This is a genomic window from Limnohabitans sp. Bal53, from assembly GCF_003063355.1.
In the GTDB taxonomy this organism is placed as follows: Bacteria; Pseudomonadota; Gammaproteobacteria; order Burkholderiales; family Burkholderiaceae_C; genus Limnohabitans_A.
In genome coordinates this window covers 527,717-544,106 of the sequence record NZ_NESH01000002.1, presented here as the reverse complement: position 1 = coordinate 544,106, position 16,390 = coordinate 527,717, and the positions used below count along the sequence as shown (strand labels likewise).

At 59.9% G+C, this 16,390-nt stretch carries 11 protein-coding genes and 1 tRNA gene; 3 read left to right on the top strand and 9 right to left on the bottom strand.

Annotated elements, in window-relative coordinates:
• Positions 1 to 126: 126 nt before the first annotated feature.
• The 3 genes from B9Z50_RS07450 to B9Z50_RS07440 form a co-directional block, all read right to left on the bottom strand.
• Positions 127 to 1,355, bottom strand: a protein-coding gene (locus tag B9Z50_RS07450; protein WP_370463059.1) for an IS3 family transposase whose coding sequence is annotated in 2 segments (ribosomal slippage) — positions 127 to 1,010 and positions 1,010 to 1,355 — 1,230 coding nt in all. Because the reading frame shifts where the segments join, the coding sequence is not laid out codon by codon here.
• A gap of 186 nt (positions 1,356 to 1,541) precedes the next feature.
• A tRNA-Gly gene (locus B9Z50_RS07445) sits at positions 1,542 to 1,615 on the bottom strand.
• Positions 1,616 to 1,628: 13 nt separating this feature from the next.
• Entirely contained in the window at positions 1,629 to 3,107 is a 1,479-nt protein-coding gene (locus B9Z50_RS07440) for an NAD-dependent succinate-semialdehyde dehydrogenase (RefSeq protein WP_108363015.1), read from the bottom strand.
• A gap of 192 nt (positions 3,108 to 3,299) precedes the next feature.
• Between B9Z50_RS07440 and alaS the strand changes: the two genes are divergently transcribed.
• Complete coding sequence (gene alaS / locus B9Z50_RS07435) at positions 3,300 to 5,951, top strand: alanine--tRNA ligase (RefSeq protein WP_108363663.1); 2,652 nt, start codon at positions 3,300 to 3,302, stop codon at positions 5,949 to 5,951.
• A gap of 105 nt (positions 5,952 to 6,056) precedes the next feature.
• Here the strand turns inward: alaS and B9Z50_RS07430 are convergent, their stop codons facing one another.
• The 6 genes from B9Z50_RS07430 to B9Z50_RS07405 all read right to left on the bottom strand — a co-directional run bounded on the left by B9Z50_RS07430 (position 6,057) and on the right by B9Z50_RS07405 (position 12,422).
• A complete protein-coding gene (locus B9Z50_RS07430) occupies positions 6,057 to 7,274 on the bottom strand; it encodes a CaiB/BaiF CoA-transferase family protein (RefSeq protein WP_108363014.1) in 1,218 nt (405 codons plus the stop codon).
• Between the two features lie 2 nt (positions 7,275 to 7,276).
• Positions 7,277 to 8,065 (bottom strand): enoyl-CoA hydratase/isomerase family protein, encoded by a 789-nt coding sequence (locus B9Z50_RS07425; protein ID WP_108363013.1) that lies wholly within the window; start codon positions 8,063 to 8,065, stop codon positions 7,277 to 7,279.
• Positions 8,065 to 9,348, bottom strand: a complete 1,284-nt coding sequence (locus tag B9Z50_RS07420; protein WP_108363012.1) for a TRAP transporter large permease — start codon at positions 9,346 to 9,348, stop codon at positions 8,065 to 8,067. The genes B9Z50_RS07425 and B9Z50_RS07420 overlap by 1 nt, the downstream gene beginning before the upstream one ends.
• Positions 9,345 to 9,881, bottom strand: a complete 537-nt coding sequence (locus tag B9Z50_RS07415; protein WP_108363661.1) for a TRAP transporter small permease — start codon at positions 9,879 to 9,881, stop codon at positions 9,345 to 9,347. Before B9Z50_RS07415 ends, B9Z50_RS07420 begins: the two co-directional genes overlap by 4 nt.
• Positions 9,882 to 10,094: 213 nt before the next feature.
• Positions 10,095 to 11,120, bottom strand: coding sequence for a TRAP transporter substrate-binding protein (locus B9Z50_RS07410; RefSeq protein WP_108363011.1), 1,026 nt, complete (start codon positions 11,118 to 11,120; stop codon positions 10,095 to 10,097).
• A gap of 90 nt (positions 11,121 to 11,210) precedes the next feature.
• On the bottom strand, positions 11,211 to 12,422 hold the full coding sequence (locus tag B9Z50_RS07405) for an alanine--glyoxylate aminotransferase family protein (protein WP_108363010.1): 1,212 nt from the start codon (positions 12,420 to 12,422) through the stop codon (positions 11,211 to 11,213).
• A gap of 116 nt (positions 12,423 to 12,538) precedes the next feature.
• Here B9Z50_RS07405 and B9Z50_RS07400 point away from each other — a divergent pair, with 116 nt between their 5' ends.
• Positions 12,539 to 13,276 (top strand): GntR family transcriptional regulator, encoded by a 738-nt coding sequence (locus tag B9Z50_RS07400; RefSeq protein ID WP_233249802.1) that lies wholly within the window; start codon positions 12,539 to 12,541, stop codon positions 13,274 to 13,276.
• Positions 13,273 to 16,386, top strand: coding sequence for an FAD-binding and (Fe-S)-binding domain-containing protein (locus tag B9Z50_RS07395; RefSeq protein ID WP_108363009.1), 3,114 nt, complete (start codon positions 13,273 to 13,275; stop codon positions 16,384 to 16,386). Before B9Z50_RS07400 ends, B9Z50_RS07395 begins: the two co-directional genes overlap by 4 nt.
• The last annotated feature ends 4 nt before the right edge of the window (positions 16,387 to 16,390 follow it).

The following is a 16,390-nucleotide window of genomic DNA, read 5'->3' as shown; positions in this document are numbered from 1 at the left end:
GGGCGTTTTGCATTGGGGGTTCTTGGCGGAAGCGGTGTCCGTCTCCGTCGAACTTTAGGCCGTATCAAGCCGTATCAGCTACTTAAGACTTGGTCTTGACCCCGTAACCCAGTACCGCCGGTATGTTTAATTTACCGCTCGTTTTTCCCTGAACAGCTTGGCTGGCACATAACCCAACGCGCTGTGTGGGTGGTAAGAATTGTAGTCATCGAACCATTTGGGCAATAGCGCCATCACCGTTTGCGAGTCGGGTCGATCGGCCAGTTTGGCATAGTCCCGTTTCAATGTTTTCACGAAGCTCTCTGCCATGCCGTTACTTTGCGGGCTTGTTACCGGTGTGGTCACTGGCTTGAGCCCTAGTTGCTTGGCAAAACTCCTGGTCTCGGCTGCCGTGTAGCAACTGCCGTTATCGGTGAGCCATTCAATGGGCTTTGAGGGCTTGCCGTTAGGTCCAAACCTGTTCTCCACTGCCTGCATCATCAAATCGCCGACCAATGCTGCATCAATGCCTTTGGTGGTGGCCACCCAGCTCATGATTTCCCTGTCGCAGCAATCCAGCGCGAAGGCCACCCGCACCTTCTCGCCGTTGTCACACGACAGCTCCAAGCCATCTGAACACCAGCGCACATCACTTTCCTTGACGGCCACTTTTCCTTCGTGCTTTCTTGTATCTACAGGCTTTGCGCCATGCCGGTACAGCAGCCAGCCTTCATCACGCATCACCCGGTAAACCCGCTTGTGATTGACCCGGTCATGCCCATCCAATCGCAAGCGAGCCCAGAGGCGGCGGTAGCCATAAGTGGCACGGTCCTTGACCACATTGGCAATGGCTTGCTTGACGGCGGTGTCATCAGTTCTTGGAGGTGACTTTCTCAAGTCTGTCCATTCGGATGGTCGATCTCTCATGACCAACACATGGCTACGCGAGACGCCAAGGGCAAAGCAGACGGCTCTCACTGCTCGCCCCCGGGCAATACTGGCGAGCGCGCAATCCACTTTTTTGCTTTGGCAAAGTCCACAGCCTCCTTGATAGTCTCGTTCTCCAAAGTCTTGCGGCCCAATGCGCCTTCGAGTTGTTTAATGCGGCGCATGGCCTCTTGAAGCTCAGACTCTGGCACCACTGTTTCGTTGGCACCAACCGCCATCAGTGTGCCTTGCAGGTAGGCCTTTCGCCATTGAAAGAGCTGAGCCGCAGAGATGCCAAATTGCCGTGCCACCATCGAGACAGAGCTGCCAGGTTCGTTGGTCTGTTTGACGATTTCAAGCTTTTGCTCTGGGGTCCAACGCCTGCGGCGCTGAACGCTTGTCACCACGTCAACCCGAGAGGGTGTTGCTGAAGACATAGTCATATCCATGGTCGTATTCCTGTTTCTTAGTTTAAGGAATACCGACGGGACTGTGTTTCAGGGGGCTAACTCAAATACCATGAATTTGTTGGTATGTCATGATAGCTGGCAGTACGGTGCAAGACAATAAAAAACCCGCATTACCTTACGGTAAGCGGGTTGTGAGGCTCATTGAGATGAGCTGAGATGATCCTGTGGAGCGGGTGATGGGAATCGAACCCACGTTATTTGCTTGGGAAGCAAGAGTCCTACCATTGAACGACACCCGCGAAGGCATGTAGTTTACTTCAGGATATCGCCCACGCAGAGGTATTTGATCTCCACATAGTCGTCCATGCCGTGGTGTGAACCTTCACGGCCCAGACCCGACTGCTTGACCCCACCAAAAGGCACATGTTCGGTGGCCAAAATGCCCACGTTGATACCGACCATGCCGTATTCGAGCGCTTCGCTCACTCGGAAGATGCGGCCCACATCGCGGCTGTAGAAGTAGCTGGCCAGACCAAACTCGGTGTTGTTGGCTGCAAAGATGGCGTCTTGCTCGGTTTTGAATTTGAAGATGGGCGCAAAGGGGCCAAAGGTTTCTTCTTTGGCGCAGACCATGTCGGCGCTGGCATCGGCGATCACGGTGGGCTCAAAAAATTGGCCGTCCAGGCGCTTGCCGCCTGTGAGCACACGGCCGCCCTTGGCGATGGCGTCTTTCACATGGCGCTCCACCTTGTCGAGGGCGGATGGCTCGATCAGCGGGCCTTGGTTCACGCCGTCGGCAAAGCCGTTGCCCACTTTGGCGGTTTTGACTTTGGCCGCGAACTTGGTGGCGAACTCCTCGTACACCGACTCCTGCACATAAAAGCGGTTGGAACACACGCAGGTCTGGCCTGCGTTGCGGTATTTGCTGGCGAATGCGCCTTCCACGGCGCTGTCGATGTCGGCGTCTTCAAACACGATGAAGGGCGCATTGCCTCCCAACTCCAGTGACATTTTTTTCACCGTAGGAGCCGACTGGGCCATCAAGATACGACCCACTTCGGTGGAACCTGTAAAGCTGATGTGGCGAACCACGTCGCTGGCGCACAGGACCTTGCCGATGGCGATGCTTTGCGGGCCGTCGGCGGTGATGATGTTGAGCACCCCTGCCGGAATGCCTGCGCGAATGGCCAACTCGGCTGCCGCCAAGGCCGTGAGCGGGGTTTGCTCGGCAGGTTTGATGACCACAGGGCAGCCTGCAGCCAGCGCAGGTGCCACCTTGCGGGTGATCATGGCCAGCGGAAAGTTCCAGGGCGTGATGGCCGCGCAAACGCCAATGGGCTGCTTGAGCACCAGCAGGCGGCGGTTGTTGTCAAACTGGGGGAGGGTCTCGCCGTTGACGCGCTTCGCTTCTTCGGCAAACCACTCCACAAAACTGGCGCCATAGGCCACTTCGCCACGCGACTCGGCAATCGGCTTGCCGTTTTCTGCGGTCATCAAACGGGCCAGGTCTTCGGTGTTGGCAATCAGCAGGTCAAACCACTTGCGCAAAATGATGCTGCGCTCTTTGGCGGTCTTGGCTTTCCAAGGGCCCCAGGCAGCGTTGGCAGCGGCAATGGCGGCTTCGGCCTCGGTCGCACCGAGGTTGGCCACGCTGGCCAAATGCCCACCCGTGGCCGGGTCGGTCACTTCAAAACGCTGGCTGCCTGCGACCCATTGGCCGTTGATCAAGGCGTCGGTCTTGAGCAAAGTGGGGTCATTCAAGAGGGCGAGAGGCGATGTTTTCATGTCCATAGGAGTCTCCAAAGGCCGCAAAGGTAGGCTGTGATTTTTCAGTAGCCGTGGAGCTTAGCCCCTCTTGAGCCTTGCGTCTGTCACAAAAGTCGCAAAACCACGGTGGTGACGGGGTGGATGGTGCAAGTTGACCCTCAGAGGGCGCGAGCCACAAATCTATAATGTGCGGTTGCATTGAAAGCCATCACCACCATGAGCCAAGCCCCCATTTCCGTCTCCGACATCCGCAAGACCTTTTTGGACTTTTTCGAGTCCAAAGGGCACACCGTGGTGGCCTCCAGCCCCCTGGTGCCGGGCAATGACCCGACCTTGATGTTCACCAACTCGGGCATGGTCCAGTTCAAGGACGTGTTTTTGGGCTCGGACAAGCGCTCGTATGTGCGCGCCGCCTCTGTGCAAGCTTGCCTGCGTGCCGGTGGCAAACACAACGACCTGGAAAACGTGGGCTACACCGCCCGCCACCACACTTTCTTCGAGATGCTGGGCAACTGGTCGTTTGGCGACTACTTCAAGCGCGAGTCGCTGGAGTGGGCTTGGGAGCTGCTGACCCAGGTCTACAAACTGCCCGCTGACAAGCTGTACGCCACCGTCTACATGGAAGACGACGAGGCCCATGGCATTTGGGAAGGCATTTTTGTCAAAGCCGGCTGGACGCCGGAGCGCATCAAGGCCGAGAACCGCATCATCCGCATCGGTGACAACAAGGGTGGCCGCTACAAGTCCGACAACTTTTGGATGATGGCCGACACGGGCCCCTGCGGTCCTTGCTCCGAGATTTTTTACGACCACGGCGCACACATTCCCGGCGGCCCTCCTGGCAGCCCCGATGAAGACGGCGACCGCTTCATCGAAATCTGGAACAACGTGTTCATGCAGTTCAACATGGACGAAACCGGTGCTGTGACGCCGCTGCCCGCGCCTTGCGTGGACACGGGCATGGGCCTGGAGCGCTTGGCCGCCATCTTGCAGCACGTGCACAGCAACTACGAAATCGACATTTTTGACGCGCTGATCAAGGCCGCCTCGCGCGAGACCGGCTGCACCGACCTGAACAACAAGTCGCTGCGCGTGATCGCCGACCACATCCGCGCTGCTGCATTTTTGGTGAGCGACGGCGTGGTGCCGAGCAACGAAGGCCGGGGTTATGTCCAGCGCCGCATCGTGCGCCGCGCCATTCGCCACGGTTATTTGCTCGGCCAAAAGACCCCGTTTTTCCACAAGCTGGTGCCCGATTTGGTCAAGCTCATGGGCGCGGCTTACCCCAACATGGCCGATCAGGCCGATCGCATTGCCGACGTTTTGCGCGTGGAAGAAGAGCGCTTCTTTGAGACGCTGCAAAGCGGCATGCAGATTCTGGACGCGGCCCTTGAAGGCGGCGTGAAAGTGCTGCCTGGCGAAGTGGCCTTCAAGCTGCATGACACCTATGGCTTCCCGCTCGACCTCTCGGCCGATGTGTGCCGTGAGCGCGGCCTGAGCGTGGACGAGGCTGGTTTCGCCACCGCCATGGAAAAGCAAAAAGCCCAGGCCCGTGCGGCGGGCAAGTTCAAGATGGACAAGGCGCTCGATTATTCGGGCGCAGGCAACGATTTTGTAGGCTACGACGACCTGACGGCCAACGCCAAAGTGCTGGCCTTGTATGCCGACGGCAATGCCGTGACCGAGCTGAAAGCTGGCCAATCAGGTGTGGTGGTGTTGGACACGACCCCGTTTTATGCCGAGTCCGGTGGTCAGGTGGGAGACCAGGGCATGGTCCACAACGCGGGCGGCCAATTCAACGTGGCCGACACGCTCAAGATCAAGGCCGATGTGTTTGGCCATCATGGCGAAATCAAGTCCGGCAGCCTGAAGGTGGGCGACGCGGTGCAGGCGCATGTGGACTTGGGCCTGCGCGCCGCCACCGTGCGCAACCACAGCGCCACCCATTTGATGCACAAAGCCCTGCGCGAAGTGCTGGGCAGCCATGTGCAGCAAAAGGGCAGCTTGGTCAATGCCGAGCGCACCCGGTTCGACTTTGCGCACAACGCGCCCGTGACCGATGCCCAGATTCGCGAGATCGAGGCTCAAGTGAACGCCGAAATTCTGGCCAACGCTGCGGCACAAGCGCGTGTGATGGACATTGAAAGCGCCCAGAAAACCGGCGCGATGATGCTGTTTGGCGAGAAATACGGCGAGACCGTGCGCGTGCTCGACATTGGTTCCAGCCGCGAACTGTGCGGCGGCACCCACGTCAAAGCCACGGGCGACATTGGCCTGTTCAAGATCGTGAGCGAAGGTGGCGTGGCCGCAGGAGTGCGCCGCATCGAAGCGGTGACCGGCGCCAATGCTTTGGCTTATCTGCAATCACTCGAAGACACCGTCACCCAAGCTGCTGGCGCGCTCAAAGCACAACCGGCCGAATTGAACACTCGCATCCAACAGGTGCTGGATCAGGTCAAGGCGCTGGAAAAGGAATTGTCAGCCGCCAAAGGCAAGCTGGCTTCGGCCCAAGGCGACGAGCTGATGACGAAAGCCATTGACATCCAGGGCATCAAGCTCTTGGTGGCCCAACTGGAAGGCGCGGACGCCAAGACCCTGCGCGACACCATGGACAAGCTCAAGGACAAGATGAAAACCGCCGTGATCGTGCTCACGGCTGTGGACGGCGAGAAGGTGCAGATCGCCGCTGGCGTGACCGCCGACACCGTGGGCAAAGTCAAAGCCGGTGAGTTGGCCAGCTTTGTGGCGGGCCAAGTGGGCGGCAAAGGCGGCGGCAAACCCGACATGGCCATGGCCGGGGGCACCAACCCGGGTGCCTTGCCTGCTGCGATGGCGAGTGTGCAGGCTTGGGTGACGGAGCGGGTCTGAAGCTTAGCGCCTGCACAATCAGGCTTTGGAAAAATAAAAATCGGACCCGAGGGTCCGATTTTTTTAACCAGCTTGTGATTCAGCTTGTGGCTTTGAGCGTGACGATCAAGCTGCCGCTTGCGAGACTGCTCCCTGCTCAATCAAGTCATCTATTTCGGTGTCTGTCAGGCCATGCTCTTGCAGAAGTTCGCGGGTGTGCTGGCCCAGCAGCGGGGCGGCTTGGCCAGTGTTGGTGGGCGTTTGCGAAAAGTGGATCGGGCAACCAATGCCGCGCGTGGTGCCCGCTTGCGAGTGCTCCAGCGTGACCACCATGCCGCGCGCCAGGGTTTGTGGGTGTGACAGCGCCTCGCCGATGGTGTGCACCGGCCCTGCAGGCACGCCGGCTGCATCCATGTCGGCTTGCCATTCGGCGCGGGTGCGTTGTCGCAGCACAGCATTCATGAGCGCGACCAATTCCTCCAGGTGCGCCATGCGGTCGCTGTTGGTGACAAATCGCGGGTCTTCACGCCACTCGGGGTGGCCAAGCACTTGGCAGATGCGCTCCCAATTGGTTTGGTTGGCGCCGCCGATGTTGATCCAACCGTCGCTGGCCTCAAAGGCTTGGTAGGGCGCGGTCAGGATATGTGCCGAACCTGTGGGCTGCGGTTCGCGCTGCGTGGCCAGCCAAACAGCGGCGTGCCAATAGGTTTGCTGCAGGGCCGCGTCGCTCAAAGAGGTGTCCACAATTTGACCTTCGCCCGTTTTGAGCTTGTGGATGTAGGCGGCCAAGATGCCGGTGGCCGCCAAGATGCCCGCGTTCATGTCGGACACGGCATTGCCGCTTTTCGCCGGGGGCCGACCGGGCTCGCCCGTCACCGCCATCAGGCCGGCGAAACCTTGGGCAATCAGGTCAAAGCCGCCCTTGTCGGCATAAGGGCCGGTGCGGCCATAGCCCGAGATGGCACAGTAAATCAGGCCCGGGTTCACCGCGCGCAGGGCTTCATAGCCCAGCCCGAGCTTGTCCATGGTGCCGCCCCGAAAGTTCTCGACCAGCACATCCGCGTTTTTGACCATGCGCAGCAACAGGTCGCGGCCTTGCGGTTTTTTCAAATCGAGGGCCAGGCCGCGTTTATTGCGGTTCATCATCAAAAAGGGCGCAGACACGCCATTGATTTGCGGATCGCGGTAGCCCCGTGCGTCATCGCCGCCGGGCAGTTTTTCGATTTTGATGACGTCAGCCCCCATGTCGGCCAACAGCAGGCCACAGGTGGGGCCCGACATGATTTGCGTCATCTCGAGGACGCGCAAACCAGCCAGAGGTCCGGTGCGTTTTGCGCTTGCCATGGTCAACGGCCTTTCCAAAGGGGTTTGCGTTTGGCCACAAAGGCTTGGACGCCTTCGCGGAAGTCTTCGCTGCCATAGGCTTGGCGAATCAGGTCTTCGGCCTCTGGTGCGCTGTGTTGCACCAAGCGGTTGAGGGCTTGTTTGCTGACCTGTTGAGTCACCGGGGCCAAGGCGGTCAGGCGCTGCACCAAGGCGTGTGTGACCGCGTCGATGTCGCTGGGTTCTACGATCTGGTGCAAATAGCCGCAGGCCAGGGCCTCGTCGGCCCCAACCATCTCGGCCAGCATGAGCATGCGTTTGACGCGTTGCGGCCCGAAAGCGGCGCTCAGTCGCGCCACATTGACCACCGACAAGCAGTTGCCCAAGGTTTTGGCAATCGGCACACCCAATTGCGAGCCCGGTGTGGCCAGGCGAAAATCGCATGCGGTGGCAATGGCCAAGCCGCCGCCGACCGCCCAGCCTTCAATCACCGCTACGGTGGGCATGGGCAGCGCGCACAGCAGTTCGATGCAGGCCTCGATCTGCGCTTCGTAGGCCACACCGTCATCGCCCGTGCTGAAGGTTTTGAACTGCTCGATGTCGGTGCCCGCAACAAAGGCTTGACCGCCGGCACCACGAAACACCACGGCGCGAACGCTGGTGTCCGCTTTGAACGCTTCGCAGTGGCTGCTGAGTTGTTGGTACATGCCCCAGGTCATGGCGTTGCGCGCCTGGGGACGGTTGAAGGTCACGGTGGCCACACCGCTTTGGGTGTGCACCGTGACTTCTTCGGGGGCAGGAATGGTGTTCATCATCGGTAGAAGTATTCAACCAGGAACATGGGGATGGCAGGTATGTAGGTCACCATCATCAACAGCACAAACAACACGCCGATAAAAGGCAGGTTGACCCGTGTGACTTTCCACATGTCGGCTTTGGCGATGGAGCAGGCGGTCATGAGCACGCTGGCCACTGGTGGTGTTTGTTGGCCAATGCCCAAGTTGAGGGTGACGATCAGACCAAAGTGAACCGGGTCAATGCCCACGGCCAGTACCAATGGCATGACGATGGGCACCACCAAGATGATGGCCGCAGCCGAGTGCAGAAACAGCCCAACCAAGAGGAAGAACACGTTCAGGATGCCCAGCACCGCATAGCGGTTGTCGGTGAGCGAGGAAATCCAGGCGGCCAGTTGCTGGGGCATTTGCTGCTCGGTCAGCAGGTGGCCGAGCAGGGCCGAGGCGGCCACCAGCAGCATCACCACGGCGGTTTGGATGCCGCCTTCGAGCATGGATTCGTACAGGTGCTTGAAATTGAGTTCGCGGTAAATGACCCCGCCAATGAACAGAGCTGCCAACACGGCCAACGCTGCGCCTTCGGTAGCAGTGACCCAGCCGCCAAAAATGCCACCCAAAATGATCATGGGCAAGCAAAACGCCCAAGCAGCGTCCTTGAAAGTGGACCAGACCTTGCTCCAGCTGAACACTTCTTCAACCGGGTAGTTGTAGCGTTTGGCATACCAGTAGGCCAGTGCCATCATGCCGCCGCCGCCCAAAATACCCGGGACGATGCCGGCCACAAAAATTTGCACCACCGAGGCGTCGGCCATGACCGCGTACAAGATCATGGGAATAGAGGGCGGAATGATGATGGCCAACGTGGCCGACGATGAGGTGATGGCTGCCGCAAACTCTTTGGGGTAGCCCTTTTTCTTCATCGACGGGATCAAGATCGAGCCCATCGCGGCCACATCGGCCACGGCCGATCCCGATATCTCGGCAAAAAAGAGCGAGGTACCGATGTTCACCATGGCCAAGCCGCCCTTGATGAAGCCAAAAAGGGCTGAGGCAAAGGCGATCAGGCGGCGCGACAAACTCGACGAGTTCATGATGGCACCCGCCAAGATGAACAAGGGAATGGACAACAGCGGAAAGCTCGTGGCCCCGGTGAACATAGTGATGGCACCGCTGAGCAGCGAATCCATGCCGCCGTGTATGACCATGGCGACCATGGCCACCACGCCCAATGAAATGCCAATCGGCACATTGATCAGGATGAGGGCCAACAGGCCCAGGAACATGAAAACGGCACTCATGATTGCATCGCCTTTTGAATTTCTTTTTCCATCTCTTGCTTTTCGGCATCGATCACGCCCGCACCTCGGGCCTGGTCCAGCAACTCGGGCAGGCTCAGCAGCTGCGCCACAATGAACAAGACCGAGCCGACGGGAATCACCGACTGTGTGAACTGGGTGGGCACCCAAGGCAGGCTGACCATGGTGTCGCCTTGCAAAATGTCCAAGACTTGGTAGCCGTACCAGGCCAGCACGGCAAAAAAGCCAATCACGATGGCTTCTGCCAGCAGCACCACAGGCACGCGCAATGCAGGTGCCATGGCGTTGACCAAACCGGGAAATCCAATGTGGGCGCGCTTGAGCGCAGCCAGCGCGGCACCGTAATAGGTGAGCCAAGCCAAAGTGATCGAGGCCACCTCGTCGTACCAGACCAGGGACCAGCCCAGTTTGCGGTACGTCACCCCCATGAGGACGATGACGGCCAATGAGGCGAGCAAAAAGATGACGAAGGCGGTGAGCGTTCGGTCAAAAGTGGATCGGAGGGTTTGAAACACAGGGCGTTCCTTGGGGCTGGGCGTGGGGGCAACAGAGGTCGATCCAGATGCAAAGGCCGGGCTTCTATCACTGGATTTGGCTAAGCACTTGGCAGGGCTGTTTTCAGCGATGCCCAAGTGCAATGGCTTTGCGCAATGAATGGGCGCAATAGCTTGGTGCAAAGGTTTGAAGCACTCGGACGCGGTAGCTGCCGCGTCCGAGTTCACGTTGCTTTAATAAGCAGCGCCCAGTGCGACGGCTTTATCAACCAAGGCACCGCCACCGGGCACTTCTTTGCCAAATTCAGCATAGATGGCTTTGCTGGCCGCAATGAAGGCGTTTTTGTCCACCTCGTTGGCTTTGGTGCCAGCGGCTTTGATTTTGTCCAGCAGTTCACCATCGAGCTTGGCTGCTGTGGCATACACGTAAGGTTGCACGTCTTGCGCGGTCTTTTCCAGGATCACTTGCACATCGCTGGGCAGGGATTTGAATTTGCGCGAACCGGCCGCCAAGTAGGCGGGTGTGTAGACGTGGCCCGTCATGGAGATGTACTTTTGCACTTCTTGGAATTTGGCCGAGTAAATTTGGGTCAGGGGGTTTTCCTGGCCGTTCATCACGCCGGTTTGGAGTGCCACAAACACTTCAGAGAATGCCATTGGTGAGGGGTTTGCACCATAAGCTTGGAACATCTTGACGCGCCAGACGCCGGGTGGAACGCGCAGGCGCATGCCTTTGAGGTCTTCTGGCTTGACGATGGGCTTGGTGTTGTTGGTGATGTGCCGAAAACCGTTTTCCCAAACACCCAAAATTTTGAAACCCTTTTCTTCTGCCATGGGCAGCAAACTGGGACGCAAGACCTCGGTCTCGATCTTTTTCATGTGGTCACGGTTCTTGACCAGGTAAGGCATTTCGAACATGCCAAAAGCGGGCACGTTGGACGACATGATGCTCGACGGGATGGACAGCTCCAGAGTGCCCAAACGCAGTTTCTGCATCATCTCGGAGTCACCCCCCAGCTGGCTGGAGCCAAAAACCACCACCTTGGCTTTGTTGCCCAGGCGCTCGTTGGCCACGCGGGCAAATTCAAGGGCCGAGAGTTCAAAGAGGGAACCCGGGCCGCCAACGTGGCCGAGTTTGATTTCCATCTGAGCTTGGGCAGCAGTGCTGCCCAGTGCCAGTGCGGCTGCGCCCAACAGGGTCACCGTTGCGCGGCGCAACGGGGACGCGAGTGGGCTGCGTGTCTTGAGTTGGGGGGTCATGGTTGTCTCCTTTTAGTGGTTTGGGGCTTAAGTCGATGCCTTGACCGAAACTGGTGCAAGGCGGGGGGGGGAACGGAAATGTTTGTGGTTTCAGGCCTTTGCCAAACCACCGGGGTGGCTTGTGAAATGGTCCATGATGGCCTGTACGCCGCTGCCTTGCAGCGCCACGCCCGACAGCTTCAGGCCCATTTCGCAGCCCGCCACGGTGGCGATCAGGGTCAGGTCGTTGCTGTCGCCCAGGTGGCCAATGCGGAACATGCGGCCTTTGACTTTGCCCAAGCCCGTGCCCAGTGAGCAGTCAAAGCGTTGGTGGATGACTTTGCGCACCGCGTCGGCGTCCACGCCCTCGGGGGTCATGACGCCAGTCAGGATGGGGGAGTAAACAGCCGGGTCGGCGCACTGAATGGGCAGACCCCAAGCGTGCACGGCAGCGCGCACCCCTGCGGCCCAGCGCTGGTGTCGGGCAAAAACCTGGTCCAGGCCCTCGGCCAGCAGCATGTCGCAGGCCTCGCTCAGGCCATAGAGCAAATTGGTGTTGGGGGTGGAGGGCCAGTAGCCGTTTTTGTTCATCTCGATCATCTCGCCCCAAGCCCAATAGCTGCGGGCCATACCGCCTTTTTGACTGACTTCAATGGCGCGGGGTGACAGGGCGTTGAAGCTGATGCCGGGCGGGAGCATCAGGCCTTTTTGCGAGCCGCTGATGGTCACGTCCACGCCCCATTCGTCGTGGCGATAGTCGGCGCTGGCCAGGCCCGAGATGGTGTCCACCAAGAGCAATGCCGGGTGTTTGGCGGCGTCGATGGCGCGGCGCACGGCGGCAATGTCGCTGGTCACGCCGGTCGAGGTTTCGTTGTGCACCACGCACACCGCTTTGATGCTGTGGCCAGAGTCGGCTTTCAGGCGCTGCTCGATCAGGTCGGCCTGCACGCCGTTGCGCCAGCCCTCCAAGCCCGGCAGGCTGATGACCTCAGATTTCAGACCCAGCTGGTTGGCCAACTTGTTCCACAAAAATGCAAAGTGGCCTGTCTCGTACATCAGCACATGGTCGCCCGCCTGGAGCACGTTGCTGAGCGCCGCTTCCCAGGCACCCGTGCCGGAGGCGGGGTAGATCATGACCGGATGGCGGGTTTTGAAAATCTTTTGCACATCGGCCAGGACTTTGAGGCCCAGGGCACCGAACTCGGGGCCACGGTGGTCGATGGTGGGTGAACTGATGGCGCGCAAGATGCGATCGGGCACGGGAGACGGGCCGGGAATTTGCAGGAAGTGGCGGCCGGTGGGGTGGAAATTGGTGGTGAGCATGACTTCAAAATACCTTTCTGATGAACTTCATTTTTTGTATTCAAAATACATTTGTCAAGGGTGTTTGTCCTAGAATTAAACTTAGAGCACACATTTTTTGTATTCAAAAAAATTCTATGGCCACTGACACCCTGTCGACTCCATTGTCTATTTCACGTCCCGTGTTACACGAACAAGTCGCGCAGCGCCTGCGCCAGATGTTGGTCGAGGGCCTGATCCCGCCCGGCGGCAAACTCAACGAACGCACCCTGTGCGAAGAGCTGAGCATCTCGCGCACACCCTTGCGCGAAGCCATCAAGATGCTGGCGGCCGAGGGTTTGGTAGAACTCTTACCCAACCGGGGCTCGGTGGCCGTGCAGCTGAGCGAGGCCGATGTGCGCCACACCTTTGAGGTGATGGCCGGGCTGGAGGGCCTGTCGGGCGAGCTGGCCGCCCAGCGCGTGACCGAGGCCGAACTCAATGAAATCAAGGCCTTGCATTACGAGATGCTGGCCGCTTACACCCGGCGCGACCTGTCGGCCTATTACCAAATCAATGCGGCCATTCACCGCAGCTTCAACGCGGCGGCCAAAAACCCCGTGCTCACCGCAACCTACAACCAGGTCAATGCCCGTTTGCAAGCTTTGCGCTTTCGCTCCAACCAAGACGGTGACAAGTGGCAACGCGCTGTGGACGAGCACATCGCCATGGTGCAGGCGCTGGAAGCGCGCGACGGCGCAGCCCTGCGCCAAGTGCTGATGCAGCACCTGGACAACAAGCGCAGCGTGGTGATCGAGCAGCTGCGCAGCGCCTCCATTGCCGCCTTGACCGAGAACAACGTATCGCCATCCCTCACAGAAGGACACGCCCCATGAACGCCCCTTTGCCGATTGATTTGTCCAAAGCATCGCCGGACCAAACCTACGAGACGGTGGCCAGCAGCAGCAACGAGGTGGCCGCTTTATTGGCCAAACGCCTGCGCCTGCATGCCCGGGGCGAGGTCTTGTTTTCTGCGGCCGACCGGGGCCGCTACGCCACCGATGCCTCGATCTACCAGGCCATGCCCATCGGGGTATTTGTACCGCGCGACGCGGCCGATGTGCGCCTGGCGATGGACATATGCCGCGATTTGGGCGTGCCCATCGTGCCGCGTGGTGGCGGTACCAGCCAGTGCGGCCAAACCGTGGGCGCGGGTTTGGTGATTGACCACTCCAAACACATGCGCAAGATCATGGCGGTCGATGCCGAGCAGCGCACCGCCACCGTGGAGCCGGGCTTGGTGCTGGACCACTTGAACGCGGCCCTTAAACCGCATGGCCTGTGGTACCCGGTGGACGTGTCCACCAGCGCCCAAGCCACCTTGGGTGGCATGGCGGGCAACAACTCTTGCGGCAGCCGCTCGATTGCTTACGGCAACATGGTGCACAACGTGCTGGGGGCTGAGGCTTGGCTGGCCGACGGCAGTTTGGTCGAATTTAGCGCCTATGAGCAAGCCCAAGGCCGCGCTCGCCAAATTGGCGACTTTGTGCGCGACTTGGCGCTTCAGCACGCCAGCGAGATCGACGCCCACTGGCCCAAGGTGTTGCGCCGCGTGGCGGGCTACAACCTGGACATTTTCCGCAACCAAAACGATCGGCCCTACACGGCGGACGGCTCGGTGAACCTGGCGCACTTGCTCATTGGCAGCGAGGGCACACTGGCGCTGACCCGTTCGCTGACTTTGCGCTTGGCCGAGTTGCCCCGAGCCAAAGTGCTGGGCGTGGTGAACTTCCCCAGCTTTTACCAAGCCATGGACGCGGCGCAGCACATCGTCAAGTTGGGGCAGGGCATGCCGGTGGGGCATTTGTCAGCCGTCGAGCTGGTGGACCGCACCATGATCGAGCTGTCTTTGCAAAACCCGGCTTTTGCACCCACCATCCGCACGGCCTTGTCGCCGCACATCAACGGCGGCATGCCCGAGGCGGTGTTGTTGGTGGAGTTTTCCGGGCCGAGCAAGGCCGACATCGCGCACAAGATCAAGGAGCTGGTGGAGCTGATGGGCGACTTGGGCTTGCCTGGCAGCGTGGTCGAGATGGTGGAGGATGCCCCACAGAAAAACCTCTGGGAAGTGCGCAAAGCGGGCCTGAACATCATGATGAGCCTGCGCGGAGATGGCAAACCGGTGAGCTTCATTGAAGACTGCGCCGTGCCGCTGGAGAGTCTGGCCGAGTACACCGACGCGCTGACCGGCGTGTTTCGCAAATACGGCAGCCGGGGCACTTGGTACGCCCACGCCTCGGTGGGCACTTTGCATGTGCGGCCGATTTTGGACATGCGCCGCGATGGCGCGAGCAAAATGCGCGCGATTGCCGAAGAGGCCAGCGAACTGGTGCGCCGCTACAAAGGCGCTTTCAGCGGCGAGCATGGCGACGGTCTGTGCCGTGGCGAGTGGATCGGTTGGCAGTTTGGCCCGCGCATCAGCGAGGCCTTTGCGAAGATCAAGCAGGAGATGGACCCCGGGCAGATGCTGTGCCCGCAGCGCATCGTCAACCCGCCCAAAATGGACGACACCGCGCTGATGCGTTTTCCGCCCACCTACAAGGTGGTGCCGATCCGTACTGCGCTCGACTGGAGCGCCTGGAACGTGCAAAACGACCCGGTCACCGAGCAAACCAGCGCCCCAGGCACCGGCGGCGACCCGGCCCAAGGTCTGGCCAAGGCGGTGGAGATGTGCAACAACAACGGCCATTGCCGCAAGTTCGATGCGGGCACCATGTGCCCCAGTTACCGCGTGACCCGCGACGAAAAACACCTGACGCGCGGCCGCGCCAACACCTTGCGCTTGGCGTTGAGCGGCCAGATCGAAGGTCTGGCGGGCGAAGACGCTTTGAGCAGCGAAGCTGTGCGCGAGGCCATGGACCTGTGCGTGGGCTGCAAAGGCTGCAAACGCGATTGCCCCACCGGGGTGGACATGGCCAAAATGAAGGTCGAGTTTTTGCAGCACTACAAGGCCAAGCATGGCCACACGCTGCAAGACAAGATGGTGGCCCATTTGCCCGACTACGCCCGCTGGGCGGCGCGCTTGGCCCCGGTGCTCAACCTGCGCAACCGCATGCCGCTGTTGGCCGCGCTCACCGAAAAGCTGCTCGGCCTGTCGGCCAAACGCAGCTTGCCGCAGTGGCAGATGCGTCACTTCTTCAACACCCCGCCAAGCGCTGCACAAGCGACCGCTAGCCGAGAAGAGGTCTTGGCCGCCGCGCGCGGTGTGGTCTTGTTTGTGGACACCTTCAACGGCTATTTGGAGTCGGCCAATGCGCATGCGGCTGTGAAGGTGCTGCAGGCGGCCGGTTACACCGTGCATGTGGCCACCAAGTTGCAAGAAGACGGCCAGCATTTGTGCTGCGGTCGTACCTACTTAGCCACCGGCATGGTGGAGCGCGCCCGTGAAAAGGCCAGCGAAGTCGTGCAAAGCCTGCTGCCTTTTGCCGATCGCGGTTTGGCCATCGTGGGCCTGGAGCCCTCCTGTTTGCTGACCCTGCGCGACGAGTTGCTGGTCATGGGCTTGGGCGAGGGCGCTCAAAAAATTGCCCAGCAGGCCTTGCTGTTTGAGGAGTTTTTGGCCCGGGAAGCCCAAGCCGGGCACCTGGACGAACTGAAAGCGCAAATCACCCCTGTGGACCGCCCAGTTTTGTTGCACGGTCATTGCCACCAAAAGGCCTTTGACGCGGTGTCACCCGTGATGGAGGTCTTGCGCTGGATTCCAGGGGCCAAGCCGCAGTTGATCGAGAGCAGTTGTTGCGGCATGGCGGGCAGCTTTGGTTATGAAGCCAGCCACTACGAGGTGTCGATGCAAATGGCCGAGCTGAGTTTGCTGCCTGCGGTGCGGGCCCAAGCCGATGCGATCGTGGTAGCGGACGGCACCAGTTGCCGTCACCAAATCCACGACGGCGCTCAGCGAGAGGCCGTGCACCTGAGCCAGTTGTTGGCGCGTTTGTTGCCAGGCTGAGTCA